General features: G+C 33.2%; 2 protein-coding genes. Both read right to left on the bottom strand.

What is annotated here, in order from left to right; all coding sequences use genetic code 11:
• On the bottom strand, positions 1-269 hold a 269-nt coding region (locus PQG54_RS12240; protein ID WP_271790839.1), incomplete at its 3' end, for a Fic/DOC family N-terminal domain-containing protein.
• 227 nt (positions 270-496) lie between these two features.
• Positions 497-1,400, bottom strand: a 904-nt coding sequence (locus PQG54_RS12245) for a hypothetical protein (RefSeq protein ID WP_271807735.1), incomplete at its 5' end; no start/stop codon positions are given.

Below are 1,400 nucleotides of genomic sequence, written 5' to 3' on the forward strand. Positions count from 1 at the left end.
AATACTTCCTTAGTTGCAAAATCGAGACCTTCTCTTGTTTCAATCGCTTGCAATAAAAGTTCGTTAGTAGTAATAATACCTTCTACTTCATTACTTTTTTTTGACTCTTGTAACGATAACGTATTTAATAAAATATTGGGGTTTGGTAAAGATATAAGTAGTCCATTTAATGTATATAGTGGCTTGCCTGCTTTATTAACTGCTTTTAATATTTCAGTTGTATCACAACGTGTAAAATCAAAATCGAATAATGAATTTATTTGATGCATTTACTTTACTACAAAAAAAGTGAATAATTTTTATACTATATGAAATAGTATAAAAAAAAACGATAATTTTTTATATGTGAGATTTTACTCACAATATCTGTTAATAAAAAAATAATATCCACAAATAATTAACATATTTATACACATCACTATCCTTTATCCCAAAAAAAGGCATAAAAAAAAACGCATATCGCGCCCCGTTCTCATGCCTGATTGTGATTTAACTATTAGCTTAATGCATTACCCGTCGCATCAACCCATTGTTTACCGTCCCACCAGCAAGGCTTTTTGTGACTATCATTCCATGCTTGACTGCCAGCTTTTAAACTATCTGTGTCTGTAATACTTGAAACATCGGCCAGCTCAATGACGTGATTAAAAATTGCTTTATCTGTAAACCATGTAGCAACACGCATATTGAGTTGGTTAGAAGTATCAGAGTAATCGCAAACCGATTTTCTATTACAGTTTAAAGTAAAACTAGTAGGGGTTAGAGAAAAACTACTATTTTTTCTCTCAGAGGGTTTATTAGCATCCTTAATAGAAGTAATAGATACATTATCATCTGAAATAACAATCGAGGATAATGTACCATTACCGTTACCTTGTGTGAGGGTTGTTGTCGTTTTATTGATAAGAAAATTACTATATTCGCCACCTGTTTCTTTATAACTGTAACTAAAAGAGGTTGATAACGTTTGAAAGGAGCAATTGTCGCCCGTTTCTTTATTCACATAATTAAAATTATAACCATCTCTACTGCTTAACTGACCAACAGTCAGATTCCCATTCCCATCCGATTGTATTTTATCACCATCAGAATGAATAGATTTCACATTCAGATCAGCAGTTCCGTTATTGACACAGGTTTCAATCCATTGATTACCGTCCCACCAACAGGGTTTTTTGGTATTGATATTAAAAGATTGCGTGCCGATTGCGATAGTTGTTGTATCTGGTAGTGTATCCTTTTTATCAGCAGGGATATAAGGAACACCTAAAGCTCTTGCTTGTGCAGAATCATCAGTATCAGTATCCCAAATAACAGGGGTAATAAACCCATCATCGTCACCTGTAAAATAATCTGTTGCTAACCCAATAGTACCAGCCATATAGTTATTGGTAATACCA

Source organism: Commensalibacter communis, from assembly GCF_947179015.1.
Lineage (GTDB): Bacteria > Pseudomonadota > Alphaproteobacteria > Acetobacterales > Acetobacteraceae > Commensalibacter > Commensalibacter communis.